The organism is Ruegeria sp. HKCCD6426, assembly GCF_057221115.1.
Genome location: NZ_JBWVBF010000001.1, coordinates 97,347 through 118,246, shown reverse-complemented (window position 1 = coordinate 118,246; position 20,900 = coordinate 97,347). Strand labels below are relative to the sequence as shown.

The following is a 20,900-nucleotide window of genomic DNA, read 5'->3' as shown; positions in this document are numbered from 1 at the left end:
CTGAAGGGAAATGCGTGCAAAAAGGGCGCGATCAGAACGTATAGTTCAACCCGAACCTGATCCCACGGAAGCTGGGCGTCGATTTGGTGGAAAACCCCGACCCCAGATCCACGACCTTCGAATCGAACTGCATGTATTCGATTTCACCGGTGATCGACCAGTGCTCGGTCAGCTGGTGCTCGGCACCCAGGCTTGCCGAAATTCCGTTGCGCCGTTCCTGGTCCTGAAACCGTTGGGTCGGGCCACTTGAAGTCAAAGCACTTGAGGTTGTGATATCGCCGCTGACATACCCTAAGGTCACGAAATAGAGGATCGTGCGGCTGCGATTGCTCAGGCCGTTGCGAAGCCGCACAGAGAACACATCGGAGATCGAAGACTCGGCCGCGACCGTTGTTCCGCCGATCTGTGTCGAGGCGCTGTCTTCGAGGGTTCCGAAATCATAACCGATCTCAAGCCCATAGACATAATCCCGCCCGCCACGCGCAGGCAGAATGCCACGCCAGCCGCCACGGAACCCGCCATAGCCACCCGCGGGCTCAAGATTACCAACCGGAAAAAGCCCGCCCGAAGTTCTGAGACCGAATTGATCGGATCCGCCCGATCCATATCCGCCACTCACGCCCAAATAAAACGCGCTGGCATCACGAGATAACTGCTGTGGAGCGATGATTTCGGGTTCAGTTAAAGTTCCGTTAATATCCCCTGCCAAAGTCGGCGCGGCACTGAACGCCGCAAACACCAACGCAGAGAAGGTACGGGACAAACACGACCCCTGAAAACACGTCCGACTCACTACTCGCGCCCTCCATGGCACAGATCTCAAAACCGCAGATCTGGCAGTTTCCTCACGAGAGCAGAGTGCACTCCGTGACAAATCTGGCTTACCTCGGAACATAGTTCCAAGTCATAAATCAAGGGTTAATTTCTGGAAAACCCGTCAGTTATGCCTTTCACGCATCTACTCAGATCAGTTCACCAGCCAGTGAGTTTGCGCCCGATCCAGTGATTTTCACCTGCCGCAAATCTCCAACCGCAATATCCGCGTCTGTGACGTGAACTGCGTGAAGGTATTCGGATTTTCCGACCATCTGCTGCGGAAGGCGGCCGGCTTTTTCGAAAAGAACGTTCACGGTGCGACCGACCATGGAATCTTGGATATCGCGCTGATGACGCGTGATCATGGCCTGCAGCCGCTGCAGGCGCTCATCCGCCACTTCGGCCTCGACCTGTGGTCGTTCTGCCGCAGGCGTTCCCGGGCGGGTAGAGTATTTGAAGGAATAGGCATAGCCGTATTTCACCTCTTCCACCAAATCCAGCGTAGCCTGAAAATCCTCTTCCGTTTCCTCAGGGAAACCGACGATAAAGTCACCGGACATCAGAATATCCGGCCGTGCCGCGCGAATTCGTTCGATCAGGCGCAGATAGCTTTCGGCAGTATGGCTGCGATTCATCCGTTTCAGAATTTTGTCCGAGCCCGATTGAACCGGCAGGTGCAGATACGGCATCAGCTTGTCGCAGGTCCCGTGTGCTTCGATCAGATCATCGCCCATGTCATTTGGGTGCGACGTGGTAAAACGGATGCGCTCCAACCCATCAACTTTGTTCAGTTCCCAAATCAAACCTGCCAGAGACATGTCCCCGTCCGGCCCTGCACCGTGATAGGCATTGACGTTCTGGCCCAGCAAAGTGATTTCACGCACGCCACGTTCGACCAGATCCCGTGTCTCGCGTAAAATACGATCCGCCGGACGGCTGACCTCGGCGCCGCGTGTGTAAGGAACCACGCAAAAGGCGCAGAACTTGTCGCAGCCTTCCTGTACCGTCAGAAACGCGGTCGGCCCGCGCTTGGCCTTTGGCCGGTTTTTTAGCTTCTCGAACTTGTCCTCTTCGGGGAAGTCCGTATCCAGCGCTTTTTCGCCTTGGCGCGTCTTCGCTTCCATCTCGGGCAGACGGTGATAGCTTTGCGGACCCACGACCAAATCGACCAGCGGCTGACGGCGCATGATCTCTTCGCCCTCGGCCTGCGCGACACAGCCCGCAACACCGATCTTCAGGTCCGGCTTTTCGGCCTTCAAACCCTTGAACCGTCCCAGCTCGGAATAAACCTTCTCGGCCGCCTTCTCCCGGATATGACAGGTGTTCAACAGGATCATGTCCGCGTCATCAGGAGACTTGGTCTCGACATAGCCCTGACCGCCCAGCGTCTCTGACATACGCTCACTGTCATAGACATTCATCTGACAGCCATAGGTCTTGATAAACAGCTTTTTCGGTTCGGACATGAGACGGGCCTTTGCAGTCGCTGGATCGGCGTCATTTATATGCTTAGAACGCCGCTTGCAATGCTGGCGCAATTACCCGAATTTGGCCTGTAATTCCAGCAAAGCGGAACCGAAACAGGCAATGCACTACGAATCCTCTGAGCATTTTCTGAAATCAGGCCAGGCAGCCCTTGCAAAGGGGCCTGTCGCGCTGATTTTCGCCGAAGACGACGTCGAACTGAACGGCACGCTGCGCCACCACCTGAACCTTGGGTTCAAATCGGTGATCGCCTTCATGCCGCAGGATTTTGACATCGAAACGGATATCAACGATGAAATTCATCGCGTCACACTGACCTGCGCCCCCCGAAATATTGTGTTCGATACGATCAACCGGATCATTCAGGCAGCACCAGGGCTGTGGATGTATTACTGTTACAACGCCGAGTACCTGTTCTTTCCCTTTTGTGAAACGCGCACGATTAGCGAAATGCTTGCGTTTCATACCGAGGAACGGCGCGCTGCGATGCTGACGCACGTCGTCGACCTGTATGCTGATGATCTAGCCGCTTTTCCCAATGGGGTTAACGCCGAGGGGGCTATGCTGGACGGCAAGGGCTATTACGCACACGCCCGCCATGACACGACTGGGCACCCGCTGGAGCGGCAACTGGACATGTCCGGCGGTCTGCGGTGGCGGTTCGAGGATCACATTCCTTATGAGCGTCGCCGCATCGATCGCATTGCCCTATTCAAGGCAAAGAAAGGTCTGTCGTTGCGGCTGAATCACTCATTCAACGTGGCAGAGTACAACACCTACGCCTGCCCGTGGCACCACAATCTGACTGCTGCAATCTGCTCGTTTCGCGCAGCCAAAGCCCTGAAGACAAATGCCGGGTCAACGTTCGACATTCCCAGCTTTCGCTGGCGCAATTCGATCGAGTTTCAGTGGTCCTCGCGCCAATTGCTTGACCTTGGACTAATGGAGCCCGGGCAGTGGTTCTGACCGCCGGTCTGCAGTCCAATAGCTTATGCGCGGGCTGCTGGCCGCGACAGCGGCCGAGACCCGATTAGCGCCTCAACAGCAGAGGGAACCAGTCTTCGCGCAGGCGCTGCCCCGGCTCCATGTCATGACCTGGGAACGGCGGAGAAGTCCTCCCCGCTCGTTCGACATATCGCGCATCATCTCCAACAAGACGCAGAGAGAATGCCCGGCGTCGGCTGTCGGACTGATTGCCGCGCGCCCCGTGAAGAGTACGATAGTTAAAGGCCACGGCATCGCCGGGCTCCATCTCGAACTCCACAACCTTCATTCCTTCGGCATCCGGATCGGGAACCGGGATGTATTGCCCTTCATCGGCAAAAAACCCCTCCTCAGAGACCCAACGCGTGGGCAGAACCTCTTTTTCCCACCGATGTGATCCGGCAACACAGCGCAATGTTGCCTGTTTCACCGGATCCAGCGGTGACCAGAAGCTGATCGTCTGCTGACCTTCAACGAAGTAATATGGCCCGTCCTGATGCCACGGCGTTGCCATTGATGTTCCCGGTTCTTTGACCAGCACATGATCATGGAACATCTGAACGGTCCGCGACTGCATCAAATCTGCGGCCACCTCAGCAGCCGGAGACGCTTCTATCACCTCGCGGAACTGCGGAATGCGCGTCCAGTTGCAGTAGTCGTCAAAAAAACGACCAGTCTCTCCGTCTTTCTTGTTCTCTGATGCGTATGGACCGGGCTCGGCCATATTTGCTGCCACCCCATCCCGAAGGGTTTCAACATGATCAGCAAACAGGCCTTTGATCAGAACGACTCCATCTGCCTGATAGATATCGATCATCTCTTGGGTAACGAGGGGATGGGGCATGTCGGTCTCCGTGGAAAAGTTGACTGATCTGTGCATGAAAAGTACGTCTGTTCAAATCATATCTTTCAAAGTTAGTATTAACTTCATGTTATATATTTCTCTGCGGCAATATGAGTATGTCTGTGCGATCGGAAGGTATGGCAGCCTGTCAGCCGCGGCTCAGGTTCTGAACGTATCGCAACCCGCTTTGTCGAACGCTCTGACACGTGTCGAATCGCATCTTGGGCATCAACTGTTTGTCCGCCGCCGCGGCGCTGCGATGGCATTGACCCCGCAGGGGCGAACATTTGTCGAAGAGGCGGAGGTGCTCCTTAAAGAGGCTGCGCGGTTGGAAGGATCGGAACAGCCCCGTACGGGTTCAAACCGGCTGAGATTGGGGTGTTTTGTGGATCTGGCACCGTTCGTTCTGGCCCCTGCCCTTCATATGCTGCGCCAACAGCTGCCGGATGCTGAGGTAAGCAGCCTCGTCGACGGGTTCGAAGGATTGATCACCGGTCTTGTTGACGGGCAGATCGATTTGGCAATCACTTATGATCTGGGAATGGACGCGGGATTTACACGCGACAAACTCTTCGACAGTACGCCGCACGCATTGATGTCACCGGATCACCCTTTGGCCGTTGCCGAAGAAATCAAACTCGAGGATCTGGAACCGCATCCGTTGATTCTGTCTCAGGAGGGGCTTTCGGCCCAACATGTTTTGGGGTTGTTTACGCGCAAAGGATTGCATCCGATCGTTTCGCATCGCGCCGCATCGCTGGAGATACAGCGCAGTCTGGCAGCCCATGGAGAAGGAATCGGGCTAAGCTATGCAAACCCGCCCGGTGATATCAGCTATGACCGGATGCGACTTGTCAGCGTTCCAATCAGCGACCCTGATGCCGCAGAATCCGCCGTTTTGGCATTGCACGGCACCGGCCCGACCCGTGCTTTTGTCGCTGGCGCGCAAAAGGTACTGAAAGAAGGTCTGTAAGGATTCCGACTATTGCTTCTTGCGCAGACGGATCACTACATCCACTGACGCTATCTCGACCCCTTCGGGTGCCTCCGGCAGTCGTTGTATCACCAACTGTTCCGACGGCGCATCGCTCAGACGGCTTTCATCTTCCCAGAAGAAATGTGGGTGATCGTGGGTGTTGGTATCGAAATAGCTTTTCGAGCCATCCACAGTGATTTCCTGCAGCACTCCGGCCTCACAGAAAGCACGCAGAGTATTGTACACCGTCGCAAGCGATACTGCGTCACCATTACGCTTTGCGGATTCAAACAGGCTTTCGGCGGTCACATGGCGATGGTTCCCGTCACCGACAAGCAACTCGGCCAATGCAACCCGCTGACGCGTGGGCCGCAATCCGGCATCGACCAGCCAGTTTGTCGCAATGTCTCGGCTCTGAAGCGTCATGAATCCGATACTCGTTGTTGCTGATAGTATATATAGGGTTGCTCGACCTGCAATTTCAAATGAAATTCATTCGCAAAGAATGTCGTAAGCCCAACAAGATGTGGCGAGGCGGTCTTGCAGGACCTTGCCTACGGGTGATAGACGAGGCCTGATTGAATGAACGGACCCCTGGCAGGAGAGGCGGCAGAATGGCCCAATTCCCGAGCAGTTTTGACAAGGACGATCTGCTGAAATGCGCCCGCGGCGAATTATTCGGCCCGGGCAATGCGCAGTTGCCTGCTCCGCCCATGCTGATGATGGACCGGATCACCGATATTTCGGCAGATGGCGGTGCGCATGGCAAAGGCCACATTTTGGCAGAGTTCGATATCACTCCGGACCTCTGGTTCTTTGACTGCCACTTCCCCGGCAATCCGATCATGCCGGGCTGTCTGGGGCTGGATGGTCTGTGGCAGCTGACCGGTTTCAACCTGGGCTGGCGCGGATGGCAGGGTCGCGGCATGGCAGTCGGCGTCGGCGAGGTCAAATTGACCGGAATGGTACGCCCGGACCGCAAGATGCTGACCTACAAAATCGATTTCAAAAAGGCGATTCAGACCCGCCGCCTGACCATGGGTGTGGCGGATGGTATCGTCGAAGCGGACGGCGAAATGATTTACGACGTCAAAGACATGAAAGTCGTTCTGTCCGAAGCCTGAGCCTGACCGGCCCGAAATAAGGAGCACGCACATGCGTCGAGTAGTTGTCACCGGGTTGGGGGTTGTCTCCTCCATCGGGAACAATGCCGAAGAGGTTCTGGCCTCACTCAAAGCCGGTAAATCCGGGATCGAGGCCAATGAGCAGATGGTCGAACATGGCTTCCGCAGCCAGATCGCCGGAACGCTGAAGATCGACGTCGCCAAGCATGTGGACAAGCGCACCCTACGGTTTATGGGGCCCGGCGCTGCCTACGCACATATCGCAATGAGCCAAGCTATTGACGACGCTGGCCTGAGCGAAGATCAGGTTGTGAATCCGCGCACCGGTTTGGTTGCTGGTTCAGGCGGACCGTCGACCAGCGCCATGTTGACAGCACACCAGACCGTTCTGAAGACAGGCGCGACAAAGCGCATAGGCCCCTTCGCCGTGCCCAAATGCATGTGCTCGACGATTTCGGCAAACCTGGCAACCGCGTTCAAGATCAAGGGCATCAACTATTCGATTACCTCGGCCTGCTCGACTTCGCTGCATTGCATCGGCAACGCGGCGGAACAGATCATGCTGGGCAAGCAGGATGTGATGTTCGCAGGTGGCGGCGAGGAACTGGACTGGACCCTGTCCTGCCTGTTTGACGCAATGGGCGCCATGTCGTCGAAATATAATGACACGCCGGAAAAGGCGTCCCGCGCCTTCGATCAGGATCGCGACGGTTTCGTGATCTCAGGCGGCGGCGGCATTGTTGTCCTTGAAGATCTGGAGCACGCTCTTGCACGCGGAGCCAAGATCTACGCTGAAGTCACCGGCTACGCAGCCACGTCAGACGGCCACGACATGGTCGCTCCCTCCGGCGAGGGTGGCGAGCGCGCGATGCGGCTGGCCCTATCGACCGTGCCCGACGGGCATAAGGTAGGCTATATCAACGCCCACGGCACTTCGACCCCGGTCGGGGATGTGGGTGAGGTAGAAGCCGTCCGCCGCATCTTTGGCGAAGGCAACGTGCCGCCGATTTCTTCTACAAAATCAATGACAGGCCACGCTCAAGGCGCGGCTGGTGCGCTCGAGGCGATATTCTGCCTGCTGATGTTGCACCATGACTTCATTACTCCGTCGATCAATGTCGACACTCTTGCCGAAGGCATCCTGCCCGGTGAAATTGCAACTCAAGTAGTTGAAAACGCAGGACTGGACAGCGTGATGACCAACAGCTTCGGCTTTGGCGGCACCAACGGTTCCATGGTTCTGTCAAAGTATAACGGGTGAATGTGATGTCGGATCTTCTAAAGGGTAAACGCGGCCTGATCATGGGCGTGGCCAATGACCGCTCGATTGCATGGGGCATTGCCAAGGCCATGCACGAAGCAGGCGCTGAACTGGCATTCACTTATCAGGGTGAGGCATTCGGCAAACGACTCGAGCCGCTGGCCCAAAGCCTTGGCAGCGATTTCATGGTCGATGCCGATGTCACCGATGACGAATCTCTGGACCGTGCTTTTGATGAATTGGCGGCGCGCTGGCCGACCATCGACTTTGTGGTTCACGCCATCGCCTATTCGGACAAATCTGAACTGACGGGTCGGTTCCTGAACACCACACGGGCGAACTTCAAACACTCGTTGGACGTATCCGCCTATTCTTTCATCGAAGTCGCACGCCGCGCGTATCCCATGATGCAGGAAAGCGGCGGTACGCTGCTAACGCTGACCTATCAGGGATCAAACAAAGTCGTGCCGAATTACAATGTGATGGGTGTGGCCAAGGCTGCGTTGGAATCGGCCACACGCTACCTGGCCAACGATCTTGGGCCTGAGGGGATCCGTGTGAACGCTATCTCTCCTGGTCCGATGAAGACTCTGGCCGGGGCTGCCATTGGCGGTGCACGGAAGACTTACAAGTTCTGCGACCAGAACGCCCCCATGCGCTCGAATGCGACGCTGGAGGCTGTAGGCGGCACAGCTGTTTATCTGGCCTCGGATGCTGGTGCCTATACCTCGGGCGAAATTATCCGTGTGGATGGCGGGTACCATATTCTTGGCATGCCTCAACCAGAAGCGATGTGACCATAACTTTCCCTGCCAACGCCTAGATTTAACCATCTTTCGGCGGCAGGGATTGGGTTATGAGCAAAGTTGACCACATCCTAGCCAATAACGGGCGCGTTCAGCACACCAGAAAGACACCCGCAATCCAGGGAAGTCGTGCACGTGTTCTGCTGGTAGCACTGATTGCCTTACTGACTGCGTTTGTCTTTTTCACGCAGCCAGAAGTCGTTGAAGCATTTGAGGCACTCAGAGGCTGGGTTCCCGGCCTCTGATCCTTGCCGTTCAGCTGACCGAAACGATCTCGAAATCGAAGACCAGGTCTTGTCCGGCAAGCGGGTGATTTGCGTCCAGCGTCACGGTGGCTTCGTTCGCATCCACCACTGTTACCGGTACGGCCTGCCCCTGAGGTGTCTGCATCTGAAGCTGGGTTCCGGGGTCCAATGGAATATCATCGGGAATACCTTCGCGCGGGATTTCCTGTCGCATGCCAGGATTGATCGGGCCATAGGCGTCAATGCATGCAATCTCGACCCGTTTTTTCTCACCCACTTCCATTCCGGGCAATACGGCGTCCAAACCGGAGATGACTTGCCCGGACCCGACCACAAACTCCAGCGGATCGCGCCCATCAGAGCTGTCGAACACTTTGCCGTCCAGCAATGTGCCGGTGTAATGGATGCGAACTGTGTCGCCTTGTTTGATTGCGGTCATGTTGGCCTCCGGCCTCAAGGGGGTTGAACAGCGCAGCCTAGGGCCTCACACCATATTGTAAACCCTAAGGCCTTTAACCCTCGCGACCGTTATGTTTACCTGCGCCCGACCAGGGGAGGATCAGATGGCAATCACAACTTGTGTATTCGACGCCTATGGCACGCTGTTCGACGTGGCTGCTGCCGCGCGACAGGCCGCAGCACAGCCTGGCTTTGAGGCATTGCAAAAGAAATGGCCTGAGCTGGCCAATCACTGGCGCTTAAAACAGCTGCAATATACTTGGCTGCGGGCCGTGGCAAACGCCCATGCCGATTTCTGGGATGTAACTCAAGATGGTCTGGATTGGGCGTTAGAGGCCGTAGGCCTTCAAGGTGATGACACGCTGCGCCAGAGATTGCTGGATCTCTACTGGGAGCTGCAGGCCTACTCCGAAGTGCCCGCGATGCTGGCCTCCCTCAAGGCCGGAGGAATGCAGACCGCTATTCTGTCCAACGGCTCTCCCCCGATGCTGAATGGCGCCGTGCAATCTGCAGGGATCGGCGATGTGCTGGACGACATTTTGTCGGTAGAAAGCGTCGGCATCTTCAAACCTCATGCGCGGGTTTACGATCTGGTGCAGGAGAGGTTCGGATGCGCCTGTGACGAAGTTCTGTTCGTCAGTTCAAACGGCTGGGACGCCGCCGGGGCCAGCGGGTACGGTTTTGTCACCGCCTGGGTCAACCGTGCAGGTGAGCCGATGGACCGCCTGCCGTGGAAACCCGCTCATGTTCTGTCTGATCTGACAACAATTCCAGATCTGGCCGGGCTGTAATGGCAAGTTTCACGACGTCGGACGGCAAGCGCCTTTATTTCGAAGACACCGGCGCTGGAACACCTGTAATATGTTTGGCCGGTTTGACCCGAACGAGCCGCGATTCTGGGTACTTGGCGCCTCATATCACTGACCTGCGCATGATCACGATGGATTATCGCGGGCGCGGTCAGTCAGAATTCGACCCGGATTACATGAACTACAACATTTTTCGTGAATCTCTTGATGCGATCGAGTTGCTTGATCATCTTGGCCTGGATAAGGTCAGTATTTTGGGAACGTCGCGCGGCGGTTTGATTGCGATGGCGCTCGCCGCCAGTCATCCCAAGCGGCTGTCGCGTGTCATTCTCAACGATGTCGGCCCGGTTATCGAACCCTCGGGGATCGCGCAGATCATGGATTATGTCGGTAAGCAACCCGGCTCAAAAACCTATGACGAAGCCGCGCAAGCGCTGAAACATGCGATGGAGCCGCGTTTTCCTGGCGTGCCCATCGAAAGGTGGCGCCAACAGGCCGAGGCGCAGTTTTCGGAAACCGACGGTGGGCTGGCGCTGCGCTACGATCCAGCTTTGCGTACTGCCTTGATTGAACAATCCGCGATCGGCGCCCCTCCTGACCTTTGGCAGTTCTTCGATGCGCTACGCGCGATTCCGACCGGCGTGATCCGCGGCGCAAACTCGGACGTTCTGAGCGCGGCAACGTTGACTGAAATGCACAGCCGGTATCCCGGTATGATATCCGTTGAGGTGCCAGACCGTGGCCATGTTCCTTTTCTGGATGAGCCAGAGTCACTAGACCTTATTCGCAGAGTTTTGGGGGCCGCATGAGCACGTTGGAGTTGATCGAGGCTGCAGCATTGCGGTTGAAGGGGCATGTGCGTGAAACACCGATCCTGACCTCTCCCTTCCTGGACGAAATCGCAGGCCGCAGGGTTTTGGTAAAGCCGGAATGTCTGCAGCATACCGGCAGTTTCAAATTTCGCGGGGCGTGGTCAGCCATTTCGGCGCTGGATGAGGCAGCCCGCCAGCGCGGCGTCATCGCATTCTCGTCGGGCAACCATGCACAAGGCGTGGCATATGCAGCATCGCAGCATGGCATCTCTTCGGTCATCATCATGCCCTCGGACGCGCCGCAGCTTAAAATTGAAAACACCCGCGCATTGGGGGCCGAAGTGGTGCTGTATGACCGCGCCAACGAAAGCCGGGAAGAGATCGGCGAGGCTCTGGCCGCGCAACGCGGCCTGACGCTGATCCGCCCGTATGACGAGCCGCAGGTGATCGCCGGGCAAGGCACTACAGGGCTGGAATTGGCGCGACAGACGCAGAAGCTGGGTGTGACAGAGGCGGATGTTCTGATCTGTTGCGGCGGTGGCGGTCTGACCTCGGGCATCGCACTCGCACTTGAAGGGCATGCGCCGGGTTTGCGGCCGCGACCATGTGAACCTGAAGGGTTCGACGACGTCAAACGCTCGTTGGTGTCGAGTCGCATTCAGAAAAACGATGCCACCTCCGGTAACATCTGCGACGCGATCCTGACACCGCAACCGGGACAGATCACCTTCCCCATCCTGAACCGCCTCTGTGGTCCGGGCCTATCTGTTTCAGAACAAGAAGCCCTGCAAGCCATGGCCATTGCCTTTCTGCGCCTCAAGATCGTACTGGAGCCTGGCGGCGCGGTCTCATTGGCTTCGGCCTTGTTTCGCAACGACGAGATCGAAGGTGACGCGGTAATCGTGGTGGCCTCGGGTGGAAATGTCGACCCGCAGATATTTGCACAGGCGTTGGAATACCTGACCTGACAATTCGGCAAGACCGGTGCACAATCCACCAACAGATACTCACTCAAATGTGTGAGATTACGGGGACCAAAACTATGCACATCGCCGACCTCGGAGACGTTGGTCTACACTATCGTATCGACGGAGATGACGATGGCGCGCCATTGGTCTTTGCAAATTCGCTGGGAACCGACATGCGTCTATGGGATCCAGTGTTGCCGTTTCTGCCAAAGGGTCTGCGCATCATTCGCTTTGACAAGCGCGGACATGGCCTGTCGACGCTGCCTCCCGCACCCTATTCCATGGGTAGTTTGGTGCGCGATACGGAAAAACTGCTGGATCATCTGCAGGTCAAAGACTGCGTTTTTGTTGGGCTGTCCATCGGCGGTATGATCGCGCAGGGACTGGCTGTGAAACGTCTGGACCAGATCCGCGCGGTGGTGCTGTCGAACACGGCGGCTAAGATCGGCACCCCTGAAATCTGGAAAGATCGCATCGCTGCCGCACGTTCTGGCGGTGTCGAGGCGTTGGCGGACGCGACCATGGAACGCTGGTTCTCAAAACCATTCCGCGCAAGCCCCGACATGGTCCTTTGGCGCAATATGATGGTTCGGCAGCCACTCGATGGGTTTCTGGGCTGCTGCGCGGCGATCTCCGGCACGGATTTCTACACCCCGACCAGCGGGCTGCGTCTTCCGGCGCTAGGAATTGCCGGCAGTGAGGACGGCTCGACCCCACCTGATCTCGTGCGGGAAACAGTTGAATTGATCCCGGGCTCTCGGTTTGAGCTGATCCGAAAGGCGGGCCATTTACCCTGTGTCGAGCGCCCTGAGAAATACGCGGCGTTGCTGACAGGTTTCCTGACCGAGATAGGGCATATCTGAGGAAGAACGATTATGGCGGATATTCTGTTAGTTCATGGTTCTTGCCACGGCGCTTGGTGTTGGCGCGATCTGGCTCCCGCGCTGGCATCTCTGGGCCATTCTCCCCGCGCCATGGATATGCCAAGCCACGGTTCCGATCCAACTTCGATCTCAGATGTTACATTGGACCTGTGTCGTGATTCCGTTCTGGCCGCGACAACGCCAGAAACAATCGTTCTTGGGCATTCGTGGGGAGGCTATCCCGTCAGTGCGGCGGCTGAAGCTAATCCGGATGCCATGCGAGGCCTGATCTACCTATGTGCATATGTGCCGCAATCGGGCCGGTCGATGGTCGAGATGAGAAAGAACGCATCGCGCCAATTGATTGGCGATGCTGTCGAAAAGTCAGCTGACGGCTTATCATATAGCGTGCTGCCGGACCGGGTGCAGGACTTGTTCTATCACGACTGCCCGTCCGAGGTCGTGACCTATGCACTCGCCCGTCTTTGCCCGCAGGCGATCCTGCCGCAAGATACGCCTTTGCCTACAGGCGATAACTTTGCCAAAGTGCCCAAAGCTTATATCCGCACTGCCGACGACAGGACGATTCCAACGGAATACCAGGCGCAGATGGGCCAATGCGCCAAACCGGATTTGCGGTTGACCATAGATAGTTCACATTCGCCGTTTTTCTCTCATCCCAGGCACTTGGCCGAGTTGATCGACCGGGTTGCACAACAGATGTGACGGCACCATTGACCGACAAGACCTCTCTTTTCACTAGACAGATCCGCAGATAGGGTCCGGCTACGAACCAGCTCCGGATTCCCATGCGCCTGCCATTTCTTTTCGTTCTTGGAACCGTGATGATCGACGCAATGGGCATCGGTCTGGTTTTGCCTATCATGCCGCAACTGATCGTGGACGTTCAGGGCGGTACGCTGGCCAGCGCCGCCATTTGGGGCGGTGTTCTCAGTACAGCCTTTGCCGCCATGCAGTTCCTGTTCGGACCGGTTCTTGGCAATCTGTCGGATGCACATGGGCGCAGAACGGTTCTGTTGGTTTCGCTTTTTGTCATGGCTCTGGATTACGTGGTGATGGCTATTGCGGGCAGCATCTGGTTGTTGTTGGCCGGTCGCGTTGTCGGGGGGATAACCGCTGCCACACATTCCACCGCGGCGGCCTTTATGGCCGATGTCTCAAAGCCTTACGAGAAGGCGGCCAATTTCGGGCTACTGGGCGCAGCGTTCGGTGTAGGGTTCGTTCTAGGTCCGCTAATGGGCGGATTACTGAGCGAATTTGGCACCCGCGCGCCCTTTTGGGCCGCGGCGGGACTTTCTGCATTCGGGTTTCTGATCGGGCTTCTGGTTATGCCCGAGACCGTCACGGAAAAGACCAGACGACCCTTCCATTGGAGGCGGGCAAACCCGGCCGGAGCGTTACGAGCTGTTGCCTCTCTTCCGGGCATTCGACCGCTTCTATGGGTCTACTTCCTGTACTCGATTTCGATATACGTCTACCCGGCGATCTGGTCCTACTTCACTCTTGAACGGTTCGGGTGGTCGCCACAGATGATTGGCTTGTCACTGGGTGTCTACGGGCTTGGCATGGCTGCCGTACAAGGCGGGTTGATCCGCCCGGCAACCCGATATTTGGGTGAAAGAGTGACGATCATCTGGGGTATGGGGTTCGAAATCATCAGCTTTGTTCTGCTGGCCTTTCTGACCAATGGGTTCATTGCCCTGATGCTGATTCCAGTAACGGCGTTGGGGGCCGTCGTGACCCCGGCCCTGCAGGCGATGATGTCCAAGACGACTCCGGACTCGCAACAAGGCGAGTTGCAGGGCGTGCTTGCCGCATTGCACGCATTGTCGATGATCATATCGCCACTGGTGATGACCTACGTTTTCGCGAAATTCGCCGAACCGGGCGCCCCGATCTATTTGCCAGGTGCACCGTTCTTGCTGGCATTGATCCTTATGCTAGCAGGTTTGCTGTTATTCCTGCGCCCCGCACGCGCCGTAGCGTAAAACGACACGGTCGTGACGGAAACCGTCTTGCAGGCTGCACCACGACGGTTCACCGTGGCCTGAACAGGAAACGGGGACAGAAATGCAATCCATCAAAGCCGCTGTTTGCCGCGCGTTCGGTGAACCCATGGTCATCGAAGATATCCAGATCGCACCGCCCGGCATGGGCGAGGTCGAAGTCACTCTGGACGCGGTGGCAATCTGCCATTCAGACATCACTTATGCCAGCGGTGCCTGGGGCGGGTTTCTGCCTGCCGTTTATGGGCACGAGGCCGCAGGCGTCATCACGGCCGTGGGCGACCATGCAGGTGATTTCAAAATTGGCGATTCTGTCGTTGTTACTCTGATCCGCGCGTGTGGGTCCTGCCCGTCTTGCGCAAGCGGCAAACCGACTATTTGCGAAACACCCTATGACACAGTCAAGGGTCCGTTGCGCACGGCAGACGGTGGGCCATTGGAACAGGCGATGGCCTGTGGCGCTTTTGCCGAAAAAGTCGTGATCAGCCATCGGCAGATCGTGAAAATACCAGAGGCCATGCCAAAGGACGTGGCCAGCCTTCTGTCCTGCGGAGTAATCACAGGCGTCGGCGCAGCGGTGAATGCCGCCGGGCTGCGCGCGGGTCAAGACGTTGTTGTGATAGGCGCCGGTGGCGTTGGACTGAACGCCATCCAAGGCGCCCGTATTGCCGGCGCACGGCGCATCGTAGCCGTGGATATGACCGAAGAAAAACTGGAGATCGCCCGTGAATTCGGTGCGACGGATGGCGTGTTAGCCAGTCTGAAAGAGCCGTGGAAAGCAGCCTACAAGGCTATGGGAGGCCGGGGCGCGGACGCGGTTCTGATCACCGTAGGTGCAATTCCGGCTTATGATCAGGCCCCGCGCTATCTCGGTCGCGGCGGCAAAGCCATCATGATCGGGATGCCGCATTCCGGAGATCAATCCTCTTATGAACCCGTTATCCTGGCTGCACTGGGGCAAGGCCTGATCGGCTCGAAGATGGGCGATGTGGTCATCCAGCGGGATATCCCATGGATGATTGACCTGTACGAACAAGGGCGGCTGAAGCTCGACGAACTTATTTCGGGCCGCTGGTCCCTATCGCAGATCAACGAGGCGATCGAAGACACCAAGACAGGTTCGGCCAAACGTAACGTGATCATGTTCGACAAGGGCTGAGCCCAGGCGAAAGGACATCCGATGAAACTTCAGGATCTCGATATCATTGTCACCGCCCCGCCTGCTCCGGGTTGGGGTGGGCGCTATTGGATACTGGTCAAGGTGACGACCGATACGGGGATCACGGGCTGGGGCGAATGCTATGCCTCCTCTGTAGGGCCCGAAGCCATGCGCCATGTGATCCAAGACGTTTTTGACCGGAACATGGCGGGCGAAAACCCCGAAAATATCGAACTGATGTTTCGCCGCGTCTATTCCAGTGGCTTCACCCAACGCCCGGACCTGACCGTGATGGGCGCGTTTTCGGGGTTGGAAATCGCATGCTGGGACATTCTGGGAAAAGATCGGGACAGACCGGTCTATGCGCTGCTCGGAGGGCTGATGAATGACCGTATTCGTGCCTACACCTATCTCTACCCGCTTCCCCAACATAATCTGACAGGTTTCTGGACATCGCCGGAACAAGCCGCCGATTGTGCGGCTGAAATGGTCAAAAAGGGTTATACGGCCGTTAAATTCGATCCCGCTGGCCCCTATACGATCCGCGGCGGCCATATGCCTGCGATGTCCGATATCTCGATGTCGGTTGCGTTCTGTAAAGCCATTCGCGAAGCCGTCGGCGACAAGGCCGATTTGCTGTTCGGCACACATGGCCAGTTCAACACAGCTGGAGCCATAAGATTGGGTCAGGCGCTGGAGCCTTATTCCCCACTGTGGTTCGAAGAACCCACGCCGCCCGACATGATCGAAGATATGGCCCGCGTGGCCCGTAATGTCCGTATTCCAGTCGCGACTGGCGAACGCATGACCACCAAGGCCGAGTTCAGTGCCGTGCTGCGCGCCGGCGCCGCTGAAATCCTCCAGCCCGCGCTCGGCCGCGCCGGAGGTATCTGGGAGATGAAAAAAGTCGCCGCCATCGCCGAAGTCTTCAACGCCCAGATGGCGCCACATCTTTATGCGGGTCCTGTTGAATGGGCCGCTAACGTACACCTTGCGGCTTCGATCCCGAACTTGCTGCTTCTGGAAACCATCGAAACTCCGTTCCATGACCAGCTGATCAAAGGCGCGATCCAGGTTCAGGACGGTTTTGTTCGCGCTCCCATGGCGCCCGGGTTGGGTATCGAAGTGGATGAAGACCTTGCCCGAGCGCATCCCTACACCGGCGACGGCCTACATTTACAGATGCAAGAAGACCCCTGCGATTACGTCAATGGTAACGCCTTTCAAGGCGGAGCCCCAGCGACGGAGGGGTGACAAACCGTCAGGGATTAAGGCATATTGCAACGACCCCTCGTTGCAATACGGTTCAAACGTGACTGTTCAAGACCTCAATTCTGGCGCTCTTTCGCCGAAAACTCCGGCGGACATGGAGGAAAGCGCGGCTCAGGCCGCCGCGTTTCTCAAGGCTCTGGCACATCAGGGGCGGCTTATGATCCTGTGCCATCTGAGCACGGGTGAACAGTCCGTAGGCGAGTTGGAAGCCCTGTTGGACATGCGGCAGGCCGCAGTCAGCCAGATGCTGGCGCGACTGCGAGAAGAGAAATTGGTGACCACCCGTCGCGAGGGTAAGACGATTTACTATGCCCTGCATGACGGAAAAACCGCTCAGGTCATCGAACTATTGTACGACTTATTCTGCAAACCCGGCGGATGAACACTGATCAGTTGGAGACGTACCCAGCTATCACCTGCAACAGCTTGAATGCCGTCGCCGCGTCGTTTTCCACGACAGCCAGGAATTCCTCTTCTCCGATGCGCAAACAGGACAGCTGGGTTTCTGCGATCATGCTCAGTGCACGGGGTTCTTTTCGGATCAGGCCCAGTTCACCAACCAGAGCACCTGCGCCGACCTTGGCAATCAGCTGATCGGGCCCGTCGGGCTGCGGCAAGTACAAGCCAGCCTCGCCGTCCAGAATCACATAGGCCCCGTCTGTCGGCTGATCATCTTTCAGAAAGACGACTTCGCCCGGTCTCGCATCAAACCAGCGTGCACCAAAGGCCAATAGCCGCAATTGGCGCCGGTCCAACCCCGAAAACAGCGGGGTCTGTTCAAGCGCACGCAGCTTGCGCGCCAGATCGGCTGAGGAAGCACCATCTTCTTCCACGTCTGCGGGTCCTTCGTCCGAAACAACCCGCCCCTGGCGAATTTCGACAAACATGTCAAATGCCTGCGGGTTCTGAAACTGGTCATTCAAGTATATGACAGTCGTCTCTGGTAACAAAGCACGCAGGTTTTTGTATACGGCCACCTGAGTTTCCATGTCATAGCTGGCCAACGCATTTTCCAGGATCAGAACATCAGGCTTTTTTATTGTCGCGCGGGTGAATGCCAAAGGTTCAGCAAAAACCGCAGGCAGGTTCTGCCCGCCCAGCGCCACGGGTACATCGTAGATCAGTTCGACCACTAATGGACGTGCACCGTTCTCAGCCAGCACATCGATAATTGTCTTGCGAACCTCATCCGACCGTGCACCACCAATCTGGCTGACTTTGCCAAACAAGGCGTTTTCCATGACCGTCAACCCGGGCGCAAATTCATCCACATCCAGCGGCACGAACACATCATGCAGCCGCTCCATTAGCTTTTCTGAGTGGCTTGCACGCAGCTCGAGAATGCGGTTTTTCAACTCGTCCGTGAAGGCCGGTCCAATCTGTTCCGCCGAGATAACGAAGGGAACTGCCAAAAGGCTGGCCAACTGTTCGTCATCCAACCCGGAGACGCCTTCGTTCCTTGTGTACTCCATCAAGTCAACGGCGGCTTCGTAAGTTTGGACCTCCAGCCCCAGCTTGCGGAACAGCGGGTGATCTGTGCCGTCCAAACCAAAGATCTGACGTAACATCTCGATCACATCACGCGTCAGACCAATCAGAGTCTCGTCCAACCCCAATTCACGCAATTGTCCCAGGAACACCGTCTGCCGGGCAAGTACCTCTTGGGTGACGGGAACGCGCGGCGTGGCAAACAGAAGGTTCTCGACCACTGGCAATGCCGGGTTGTAGGTATTCCGGTCAAAGATCAACGCTTGGTGCTCCAGCCCGGCGTACTGTATGGCTTGTCGCACCCGCGGACGTACCTCAACCAGTTTTTGCGCCAGTGCCGGGTGCTCGCTCGCATCAAAAGCCTGTTCCGCGCCGCGCAGGAACAATGCGGTTCCGGATCCCATTCCGTCGATCAGCTTCAACCACCAGTCACGCAGGTTTTCAGAGCTCTCAAAACCAGCTAATGACGGGTCCAGCCATTCGGTTCTGAATGGATCGTTACTGTTGCCGGCACGCAGGGTCTCGGCGAAATCGGGATCATCCGCAGGCGCCGCAAGTGGCTTGAAACGCATCGGCATCATAACGTTGTCACCCAGCGAGCCCTGGAACATCACCGGTCGGGATGAGGCATAGCCGATGCGTGATGCCACCACCGCCTGATGCAGCTGCGAAAGGTTCTGACCCCCGATTTCAACCCGTCCGGAACCAGGCAGAACTTCACGCGTCAACAGATCAGCCAGCGCCCGCCGGTCCTCTTCACTGGGCGCGGAAATGCCAATGGTCTGACCCGCTGGAAAGGTCAGCTCCAGATCGTCCAGAATGTGATTGCCATCGATATCGCGGACCGAGACGTGATCCAGTACGATATCGCCGGTCAGATGCGGCCGTGTTTCCGGCTCACCTTCGAACAGCTTTTCATCCAGCATGCCAGAAGGCGCAAACCGTTCGACCACAACCTCCCAGCGCAACGACATGTCCTGAGTCTGGTTGTAATAAGTCAGCAGCTCTTTCCACGGCGAACTCAGATCCTTGTATGCCGCCAGCGCCGCAACCAGCGCCCCCAACGAGACCGAGCCTTGCAAAACCAGCAGACCACCGACCAGATAAAACATGAATGGGGTCAATTGCGAAATGAAGTTGTTGATGAACTTCATGAAGAACTTTTTCTGGTAGATATCGAACCGAATGGCGAACAAGCGCCCCAGCTGATCCGAAACCTTGGCGCGGCGATACCGCCATCCCCCATTGGCACGCAGGGTCGAGGCGCCGGCTGCGTTCTCGCCGATCTGAGCGGCCAGTACGCGCACTTCCTGGATTCGTTTCTTGTTCAGCAAATTGATCTGCCGCTGCAGGCGTGGGATCAGCCAAGCCTGCAGCGGGATCAGCGCAACCGCCGCCAGGCCAAACCAGACACTTTGCAGAAACAGAAAGGACAGGATTGTTATCATCTGCCCGGCCTGCAGAACCGGTTGGCTGATCGCATCACCCATCAACCCGCCCATCGGCTCGCTTTCAGCGGTGATCATCGACACCATTTCGCCCTGGCTGACCCGCTCAAAATACGGCTGCGGAAAGCGCAGCGCGCGGCTGATTAGCTGATAGCGGAACCGGCGCAACATCCGTTCGCTCAGTACGCCTTTCATGGTGTTGATGCGCATCTTCATCAACCCGTGGGCCAGAACCGCGATCAGAAAGGCAAAGCACAGGACCATCAGGAACGTAGTCTGTTCCAGACCATACCCCCAGACGTCCACAATCGGGCTTGCGGCCCCGATGGCGTCATTGATTATACGCTTGGGTAATTCCAACGTCAGGTAGAGCAGCGGAAACAGCGTTGAGGTCACGGCCAGTAGTATCAACTGGTCGCGTTTTGAGTATTTCCAAATAAATCGAAAGATCGTGCTTTCTATGGAACCTGCCCCTGCTACTGTTCCGTCACTTAAATCACTGACTTCGTCGCGAATACAACGGGCCGAATTTACCGCAATCGTATCCAACGACGCAAATGAATTCCCGATTTACGCCAATTTTCAATTGTGTGAACAAGTTCATTTGCGTGCAGCACTTTTACCCCCTAGTCTTTGATTCAGGACGATATCGGGAGGGTCCATTTGCCTGCAACAATAGGCGCTGTGTTTTTGTTGCTCTGCCTGCTGCAGATCAAACACATGTTTGCCGACTACTATTTACAAACGCCCAAGATGCTTTCGGGGCGGGGCTCATATCTTCATATGGGCCGAGCACAGCATGCGGCAGTGCATGTCGTGGGCTCTGTCATTATTTTTGCCCTTTTTCGCGCGCCGATTGAATTCATCCTGATCATCGCGGCGCTTGAATGGATTGTTCATTTCCACATCGACTTTGCCAAGGCCAGCTATTCCGACAAAAAACAGCTGCAGCCCAATCAGGCTGCTTTCTGGCGCGCGGCGGGTTTGGACCAGTGTCTGCACAATCTCACGTATATCGCTATGGCGTGGGCCTGGGCGACATTCGCGGCCTGAG

General features: G+C 56.8%; 22 protein-coding genes. 16 read left to right on the top strand and 6 right to left on the bottom strand.

Translation table 11 applies throughout. The features are described from left to right. Nucleotides 1–31 precede the first annotated feature (31 nt). Entirely contained in the window at nucleotides 32–763 is a 732-nt protein-coding gene (locus tag AC2TDA_RS00575; protein WP_480847756.1) for an outer membrane protein, read from the bottom strand. A gap of 199 nt (nucleotides 764–962) precedes the next feature. Further along, nucleotides 963–2,282, bottom strand: coding sequence for a tRNA (N6-isopentenyl adenosine(37)-C2)-methylthiotransferase MiaB (miaB, locus tag AC2TDA_RS00570; RefSeq protein ID WP_480878275.1), 1,320 nt, complete (start codon nucleotides 2,280–2,282; stop codon nucleotides 963–965). 121 nt (nucleotides 2,283–2,403) lie between these two features. Here miaB and AC2TDA_RS00565 point away from each other — a divergent pair, with 121 nt between their 5' ends. Further along, a complete protein-coding gene (locus AC2TDA_RS00565; RefSeq protein WP_480878273.1) occupies nucleotides 2,404–3,267 on the top strand; it encodes a glycosyltransferase family 2 protein in 864 nt (287 codons plus the stop codon). Nucleotides 3,268–3,331: 64 nt separating this feature from the next. On the opposite strand, the gene AC2TDA_RS00560 is transcribed toward AC2TDA_RS00565, so the two are convergent. Next, entirely contained in the window at nucleotides 3,332–4,129 is a 798-nt protein-coding gene (locus tag AC2TDA_RS00560; RefSeq protein WP_480878271.1) for a phytanoyl-CoA dioxygenase family protein, read from the bottom strand. Between the two features lie 85 nt (nucleotides 4,130–4,214). Between AC2TDA_RS00560 and AC2TDA_RS00555 the strand changes: the two genes are divergently transcribed. Then, the gene (locus AC2TDA_RS00555) at nucleotides 4,215–5,102 is read left to right on the top strand and encodes a LysR family transcriptional regulator (protein WP_480847760.1); all 888 of its coding nucleotides are present in this window, start codon (nucleotides 4,215–4,217) and stop codon (nucleotides 5,100–5,102) included. Between the two features lie 9 nt (nucleotides 5,103–5,111). Here the strand turns inward: AC2TDA_RS00555 and irrA are convergent, their stop codons facing one another. After that, entirely contained in the window at nucleotides 5,112–5,531 is a 420-nt protein-coding gene (gene irrA, locus AC2TDA_RS00550) for an iron response transcriptional regulator IrrA (RefSeq protein WP_480847761.1), read from the bottom strand. Between the two features lie 188 nt (nucleotides 5,532–5,719). Here irrA and fabA point away from each other — a divergent pair, with 188 nt between their 5' ends. The 4 genes from fabA to AC2TDA_RS00530 are packed head-to-tail and all read left to right on the top strand — an operon-like array spanning nucleotide 5,720 to nucleotide 8,541. Next, entirely contained in the window at nucleotides 5,720–6,229 is a 510-nt protein-coding gene (fabA, locus tag AC2TDA_RS00545) for a bifunctional 3-hydroxydecanoyl-ACP dehydratase/trans-2-decenoyl-ACP isomerase (RefSeq protein WP_058279458.1), read from the top strand. A gap of 31 nt (nucleotides 6,230–6,260) precedes the next feature. Then, nucleotides 6,261–7,490 (top strand): beta-ketoacyl-ACP synthase I, encoded by a 1,230-nt coding sequence (gene fabB / locus AC2TDA_RS00540; protein ID WP_480847762.1) that lies wholly within the window; start codon nucleotides 6,261–6,263, stop codon nucleotides 7,488–7,490. Between the two features lie 5 nt (nucleotides 7,491–7,495). Then, entirely contained in the window at nucleotides 7,496–8,287 is a 792-nt protein-coding gene (locus AC2TDA_RS00535) for an enoyl-ACP reductase FabI (RefSeq protein ID WP_480847763.1), read from the top strand. Between the two features lie 59 nt (nucleotides 8,288–8,346). Continuing rightward, nucleotides 8,347–8,541 carry a hypothetical protein gene (locus AC2TDA_RS00530; protein WP_480878268.1) on the top strand — a complete coding sequence of 65 codons (195 nt, stop codon included), beginning with the start codon at nucleotides 8,347–8,349 and terminating at the stop codon, nucleotides 8,539–8,541. Nucleotides 8,542–8,551: 10 nt separating this feature from the next. Here AC2TDA_RS00530 and AC2TDA_RS00525 read toward each other — a convergent pair whose 3' ends face one another. Beyond that, nucleotides 8,552–8,980, bottom strand: a complete 429-nt coding sequence (locus tag AC2TDA_RS00525) for an FKBP-type peptidyl-prolyl cis-trans isomerase (protein WP_480847765.1) — start codon at nucleotides 8,978–8,980, stop codon at nucleotides 8,552–8,554. Between the two features lie 124 nt (nucleotides 8,981–9,104). On the opposite strand from AC2TDA_RS00525, the gene AC2TDA_RS00520 reads away from it, so the two are divergent. The 9 genes from AC2TDA_RS00520 (at nucleotide 9,105) to AC2TDA_RS00480 (ending at nucleotide 17,292) form a co-directional block, all read left to right on the top strand. Continuing rightward, the gene (locus tag AC2TDA_RS00520) at nucleotides 9,105–9,791 is read left to right on the top strand and encodes a haloacid dehalogenase type II (protein ID WP_480878267.1); all 687 of its coding nucleotides are present in this window, start codon (nucleotides 9,105–9,107) and stop codon (nucleotides 9,789–9,791) included. After that, nucleotides 9,791–10,618, top strand: coding sequence for an alpha/beta fold hydrolase (locus AC2TDA_RS00515; protein ID WP_480878265.1), 828 nt, complete (start codon nucleotides 9,791–9,793; stop codon nucleotides 10,616–10,618). The genes AC2TDA_RS00520 and AC2TDA_RS00515 overlap by 1 nt, the downstream gene beginning before the upstream one ends. Continuing rightward, nucleotides 10,615–11,589 (top strand): threonine ammonia-lyase, encoded by a 975-nt coding sequence (locus AC2TDA_RS00510; protein ID WP_480878264.1) that lies wholly within the window; start codon nucleotides 10,615–10,617, stop codon nucleotides 11,587–11,589. The genes AC2TDA_RS00515 and AC2TDA_RS00510 overlap by 4 nt, the downstream gene beginning before the upstream one ends. Before the next feature lie 74 nt (nucleotides 11,590–11,663). Beyond that, nucleotides 11,664–12,452: a 3-oxoadipate enol-lactonase gene (gene pcaD, locus AC2TDA_RS00505; RefSeq protein WP_480878262.1), complete on the top strand. Its 789-nt coding sequence runs from the start codon at nucleotides 11,664–11,666 to the stop codon at nucleotides 12,450–12,452. Nucleotides 12,453–12,464: 12 nt separating this feature from the next. Further along, complete coding sequence (locus AC2TDA_RS00500) at nucleotides 12,465–13,178, top strand: alpha/beta fold hydrolase (RefSeq protein WP_480878260.1); 714 nt, start codon at nucleotides 12,465–12,467, stop codon at nucleotides 13,176–13,178. An 83-nt stretch (nucleotides 13,179–13,261) separates the two neighbouring features. Continuing rightward, nucleotides 13,262–14,461, top strand: a complete 1,200-nt coding sequence (locus tag AC2TDA_RS00495; protein ID WP_480878259.1) for a TCR/Tet family MFS transporter — start codon at nucleotides 13,262–13,264, stop codon at nucleotides 14,459–14,461. Nucleotides 14,462–14,543: 82 nt separating this feature from the next. Beyond that, the gene (locus AC2TDA_RS00490; protein WP_480878257.1) at nucleotides 14,544–15,638 is read left to right on the top strand and encodes a Zn-dependent alcohol dehydrogenase; all 1,095 of its coding nucleotides are present in this window, start codon (nucleotides 14,544–14,546) and stop codon (nucleotides 15,636–15,638) included. A 21-nt stretch (nucleotides 15,639–15,659) separates the two neighbouring features. Then, entirely contained in the window at nucleotides 15,660–16,892 is a 1,233-nt protein-coding gene (locus AC2TDA_RS00485) for a mandelate racemase/muconate lactonizing enzyme family protein (RefSeq protein ID WP_480878255.1), read from the top strand. Between the two features lie 112 nt (nucleotides 16,893–17,004). Then, nucleotides 17,005–17,292 carry an ArsR/SmtB family transcription factor gene (locus AC2TDA_RS00480; protein WP_480847873.1) on the top strand — a complete coding sequence of 96 codons (288 nt, stop codon included), beginning with the start codon at nucleotides 17,005–17,007 and terminating at the stop codon, nucleotides 17,290–17,292. Nucleotides 17,293–17,299: 7 nt separating this feature from the next. Here the strand turns inward: AC2TDA_RS00480 and AC2TDA_RS00475 are convergent, their stop codons facing one another. Next, nucleotides 17,300–20,296: an ABC transporter transmembrane domain-containing protein gene (locus AC2TDA_RS00475; RefSeq protein WP_480878954.1), complete on the bottom strand. Its 2,997-nt coding sequence runs from the start codon at nucleotides 20,294–20,296 to the stop codon at nucleotides 17,300–17,302. Between the two features lie 213 nt (nucleotides 20,297–20,509). Between AC2TDA_RS00475 and AC2TDA_RS00470 the strand changes: the two genes are divergently transcribed. Next, nucleotides 20,510–20,899 carry a DUF3307 domain-containing protein gene (locus AC2TDA_RS00470; RefSeq protein ID WP_480847774.1) on the top strand — a complete coding sequence of 130 codons (390 nt, stop codon included), beginning with the start codon at nucleotides 20,510–20,512 and terminating at the stop codon, nucleotides 20,897–20,899. The last annotated feature ends 1 nt before the right edge of the window (nucleotide 20,900 follow it).

Bases quoted from the DNA above. Each gene is read 5' to 3' on its own strand.
- AC2TDA_RS00515 (WP_480878265.1), top strand. From the start codon at position 9,791: ATGGCAAGTTTCACGACGTCGGACGGCAAGCGCCTTTATTTCGAAGAC.
- AC2TDA_RS00485 (WP_480878255.1), top strand. From the start codon at position 15,660: ATGAAACTTCAGGATCTCGATATCATTGTCACCGCCCCGCCTGCTCCG.
- AC2TDA_RS00500 (WP_480878260.1), top strand. From the start codon at position 12,465: ATGGCGGATATTCTGTTAGTTCATGGTTCTTGCCACGGCGCTTGGTGT.
- AC2TDA_RS00520 (WP_480878267.1), top strand. From the start codon at position 9,105: ATGGCAATCACAACTTGTGTATTCGACGCCTATGGCACGCTGTTCGAC.
- AC2TDA_RS00495 (WP_480878259.1), top strand. From the start codon at position 13,262: ATGCGCCTGCCATTTCTTTTCGTTCTTGGAACCGTGATGATCGACGCA.
- pcaD (WP_480878262.1), top strand. From the start codon at position 11,664: ATGCACATCGCCGACCTCGGAGACGTTGGTCTACACTATCGTATCGAC.
- miaB (WP_480878275.1), bottom strand. From the start codon at position 2,282: ATGTCCGAACCGAAAAAGCTGTTTATCAAGACCTATGGCTGTCAGATG.
- AC2TDA_RS00535 (WP_480847763.1), top strand. From the start codon at position 7,496: ATGTCGGATCTTCTAAAGGGTAAACGCGGCCTGATCATGGGCGTGGCC.
- AC2TDA_RS00510 (WP_480878264.1), top strand. From the start codon at position 10,615: ATGAGCACGTTGGAGTTGATCGAGGCTGCAGCATTGCGGTTGAAGGGG.
- AC2TDA_RS00565 (WP_480878273.1), top strand. From the start codon at position 2,404: ATGCACTACGAATCCTCTGAGCATTTTCTGAAATCAGGCCAGGCAGCC.
- fabA (WP_058279458.1), top strand. From the start codon at position 5,720: ATGGCCCAATTCCCGAGCAGTTTTGACAAGGACGATCTGCTGAAATGC.
- AC2TDA_RS00530 (WP_480878268.1), top strand. From the start codon at position 8,347: ATGAGCAAAGTTGACCACATCCTAGCCAATAACGGGCGCGTTCAGCAC.
- AC2TDA_RS00490 (WP_480878257.1), top strand. From the start codon at position 14,544: ATGCAATCCATCAAAGCCGCTGTTTGCCGCGCGTTCGGTGAACCCATG.
- fabB (WP_480847762.1), top strand. From the start codon at position 6,261: ATGCGTCGAGTAGTTGTCACCGGGTTGGGGGTTGTCTCCTCCATCGGG.
- AC2TDA_RS00555 (WP_480847760.1), top strand. From the start codon at position 4,215: ATGTTATATATTTCTCTGCGGCAATATGAGTATGTCTGTGCGATCGGA.
- AC2TDA_RS00560 (WP_480878271.1), bottom strand. From the start codon at position 4,129: ATGCCCCATCCCCTCGTTACCCAAGAGATGATCGATATCTATCAGGCA.
- AC2TDA_RS00480 (WP_480847873.1), top strand. From the start codon at position 17,005: ATGGAGGAAAGCGCGGCTCAGGCCGCCGCGTTTCTCAAGGCTCTGGCA.
- irrA (WP_480847761.1), bottom strand. From the start codon at position 5,531: ATGACGCTTCAGAGCCGAGACATTGCGACAAACTGGCTGGTCGATGCC.
- AC2TDA_RS00525 (WP_480847765.1), bottom strand. From the start codon at position 8,980: ATGACCGCAATCAAACAAGGCGACACAGTTCGCATCCATTACACCGGC.